Source organism: uncultured Thiodictyon sp. (assembly GCF_903828115.1).
Taxonomy (GTDB): Bacteria; Pseudomonadota; Gammaproteobacteria; order Chromatiales; family Chromatiaceae; genus Thiodictyon.
In genome coordinates this window covers 1-3087 of sequence record NZ_CAIKKU010000022.1, presented here as the reverse complement: position 1 = coordinate 3087, position 3087 = coordinate 1, and the positions used below count along the sequence as shown (strand labels likewise).

The 3087-nt window shown below is 72.7% G+C and carries 4 protein-coding genes; all 4 read right to left on the bottom strand.

Going from position 1 to position 3087, the window contains the following annotated elements:
- Positions 1–854: formylglycine-generating enzyme family protein (locus QZY48_RS00800; RefSeq protein WP_295426530.1), on the bottom strand; the 854-nt coding region annotated here is incomplete at its 3' end.
- 2 nt (positions 855–856) lie between these two features.
- Positions 857–1306 carry an SUMF1/EgtB/PvdO family nonheme iron enzyme gene (locus tag QZY48_RS34535; protein WP_366929616.1) on the bottom strand — a complete coding sequence of 150 codons (450 nt, stop codon included), beginning with the start codon at positions 1304–1306 and terminating at the stop codon, positions 857–859.
- On the bottom strand, positions 1303–2388 hold the full coding sequence (locus QZY48_RS00795; protein WP_295426528.1) for an RNA-directed DNA polymerase: 1086 nt from the start codon (positions 2386–2388) through the stop codon (positions 1303–1305). Before QZY48_RS00795 ends, QZY48_RS34535 begins: the two co-directional genes overlap by 4 nt.
- Positions 2319–2831 carry an HRDC domain-containing protein gene (locus tag QZY48_RS00790; RefSeq protein WP_295426526.1) on the bottom strand — a complete coding sequence of 171 codons (513 nt, stop codon included), beginning with the start codon at positions 2829–2831 and terminating at the stop codon, positions 2319–2321. Before QZY48_RS00790 ends, QZY48_RS00795 begins: the two co-directional genes overlap by 70 nt.
- Positions 2832–3087: the final 256 nt, after the last annotated feature.

The following is a 3087-nucleotide window of genomic DNA, read 5'->3' as shown; positions in this document are numbered from 1 at the left end:
CCGGCAACCACGCCTGCCACGCCCACGCCTCCTGCCGGCCTGGGGGAAGACCCTCGGGACAGCCGCAGGCCGATGTAGCCGAAGCGGTAGGCCGGCTCGTAGCCGTTGCGGTACGCCGACCGGCAGAGCCTGGCACGGAAGATCCAACTGCCGCCACGCAGCACGCGCTCGCGGCCCCCAGGCGGCCCCAGGGGATCGACCACGGCGTCGGCGGGATAGTCGCCGAGCCAGTCCGCGCACCACTCCCAGACATTGCCGTGCATCTGGTACAGACCCCAGGCGTTGGCGGGCAGGGCCTTGACCTCGACCGTCTGCTCCCGGTACTCGCCGTTGGCGCCATCGCCGTATGGGTAGTTGCCGTCGTAGTTCACCTGGTCGGTGCCGATGGTCGACCCGAAGCTGAAGGGCGTCTCGGTCCCGGCCCGGCAGGCACACTCCCATTGCGCCTCGGTGGGCAGCGCCGCGTCCAGTCCGGGCACTTGGGCGTTCAGCGCGGGGAGGAAACGCTCCACCACGTCCGTCCAACTGACGTTCTCCACCGGCCGCTCGGCGCCCTTGAAGCGGCTCGGGTCCTCGCCCAGCACCGCCTGCCACAGGGCCTGGGTGCAGGCGGTGTCCGCCAGCCAGTAACCCTGCGTCAGGACCACCCGGTGTTGGGTCTCATCCCCGTAAGTCAGGCGTTCCGGCTCGTCGTTCGGCGACCCCATCAGAAAGTCCCCGGGCGGAATCCACCGCAAGACCTGGACCACGCCCTTGATGCTGAACGACTGCCAGAGCCCGCGGCGGTCCTGTCCCCAGCCGGACGCCCAGGGTTCGGGGAAGCAGGGCGGGAGTTGGCGGGCTGGGGCATTCATGGTCACGCGCGCAAGGCGGTCAGGGGGCGGGCCACCGGCGGGCGTTCGGGTCTGGCCCTACTGGCGCGCCGGTGCCCTGCCTGTTTGCCCCGGCCGGAGGAACCTCCGAGCGGGGACGGCTGCCGCGACTGGGCTTCCCCGCCACGCTGGGGAGGCGCTCGGGACAGCCGCAGGCCGATGTTGTCGTTGCGGTTGGCCGGCTCGTTGCCGTTGCGGTTCGCCGACCGGCAGTTCCTGGCATGGTTGATCCAACTGCCGCCACGCAGCACGCGCTTGCGGCCCTTGACGCCGCGACACCTGGTACCAAGGGTAACGCCAAGCGGCCCGTCGCGTACAGCCGGCACCGCCCGAAACCGCGGCCCTTCTGGCTCCCACGCTCCTGCGTGGGAGCAAGTGCGGGCGCTCCGCGTCCAGTGCCTCGACCTCCGGTTGGGGGCGCGCGGCCCGCTCATGGCGCAAGGCCCGCGTCCGGCGCCGGCCGCCGGGTGAGTTGCGCCCGGCGCAGGCCGCGGCTGTCGGCCGGCAGGGTCGCCGACCAGAGGCTGTCATAGGCGCGCTGCAACTGCGCCGCGCCGATCTCGCCGCGCTCCCAGCGCCCCTCCCAGCGGCGACGGCCCTGCGACCAGGCGCGGCGCCGCCGCGCGCCGAGCTTGATGGTCCCCGGGTAGATGCGCATGCCGCAGAAGCCCAGCCCGGCCGTGCTCGGCATCAGACAGGGCGGCTTCAGACGCAGGCCGAGCGCGTCGCCCAGGTACGCACTCAGGGCGCCATGCAGGGCGCGGCCCTGTGACCGGCCGTCACACCACAGGATCAGGTCGTCCATATAGCGGGCATGGGCGCGGCACTCGGGACGCGCCAGGGCAAAGCGGTCCGCTTCGCCCAGGTACTGGTTGGCAAAGTGCTGGGAGGTCAGGGCGCCGATCGGCAGTCCGCACCCGGGGGCGGCCTGGTGCGTCGCGAGCACCTGCCGGATGAGCCCCAGGACCGAGCCCTTGAAGCGCCGCGCCAGGAGGGCCAGCAGGCGGTCGTGGGGGATGTTCGGAAAATAGTGCTCGACGTCCAGCTTCAGATACCAGGGCCAGCGGCGCGCACAGTCGCGGGCGTGCAGGATCGCGGCGTGCACGCCCAGGCCCGGGCGGCAGGCAAAACTGGTCGGGACCAGGGCCAGTTCCAGGCGCGGCTCCAAGAGACGCACCAGGGCGTGGTGCGCAACCCGATCGGGAAAGGGCGCGGCATGGATGACCCGCGGCTTGGGGTCGCGGATGGCGAAGCGGCGGAAGCGGCCCACCGGCAGGCGCCCGACGGCCAGGGCCGCCTGCACCCACGCCAGGGCGGCGGGGGCCGCGGCGAGGAAGGCCGCGACCTCCGGGCGAGCGTGCTTGCCGCGGGCGGCGGCCCAGAGTGCGCACTCCAGGTTGTCCCAGGCGGCGATGTCGGACAGTTCGACGCGGGTGCGCCGCGGCATCAGCCGGGCGCCGGTGCCGGGGCCGCCGGCGCGGCGGCGGGCGGACCCAGCCGCGGCACCCCGGCGCACAGGACCTCCAGGAAGGCGGCGCCGTAGCGGGTCAGGCGCGCCTCGCCGATGCCGTCGATCCGCCCCAGGTCCGCCAGGGTGTTGACGCGCCGACGCACCATGTCCGCCAGTTGCTCGTTGGTGAAGACGGCGAAGGGCGGCAGGCCCTCCGCCTCCGCCGACTGCTTGCGCAGGGTGCGCAGGCGGTCGTACAAGGCGAACTCGTCGGCCTCCAGGACCTCGCGGTAGTCGATGCGCCCGCGCCGGGCGGCATCGGGTACGCCGGGGGCCGTCGCGTCCGCGCCCTCGACCCAGGTGACGCAGACCGCCCAGAAGCTCGCCGCGCCGTCGGGCGTGTAGTGCCGCTCGATCTGGGAGACGCGATGGGCGCCCAGGAAGCGGTTCAGATCCGCCTCGGCGCCCTCGGGGCTCGCGACGGGGATGGTGAAGAATTTGAATTTCATCGTTGGTGCAACCTATGGATCAGGGTCTGGGCAGCGCCAGGGCCCGGTACGGCGCGTTTAAGCAACCGCTCCGCGCCCGCTTTGTCGGCCGGGTAGAGCGCAGCGAAACCCGGCGATCAACGCCTGGTGCGCGCGGCAACGATGGGTTTCGCTGCGCTCTACCCATCCTACGAACTGGGAGCGCCGCACCCCAGTGCGGCGAGTGCGGCGCCGTGCAGCGGGCCTTGCCGCGGCTGATGGGACTCGCCGCACTGGG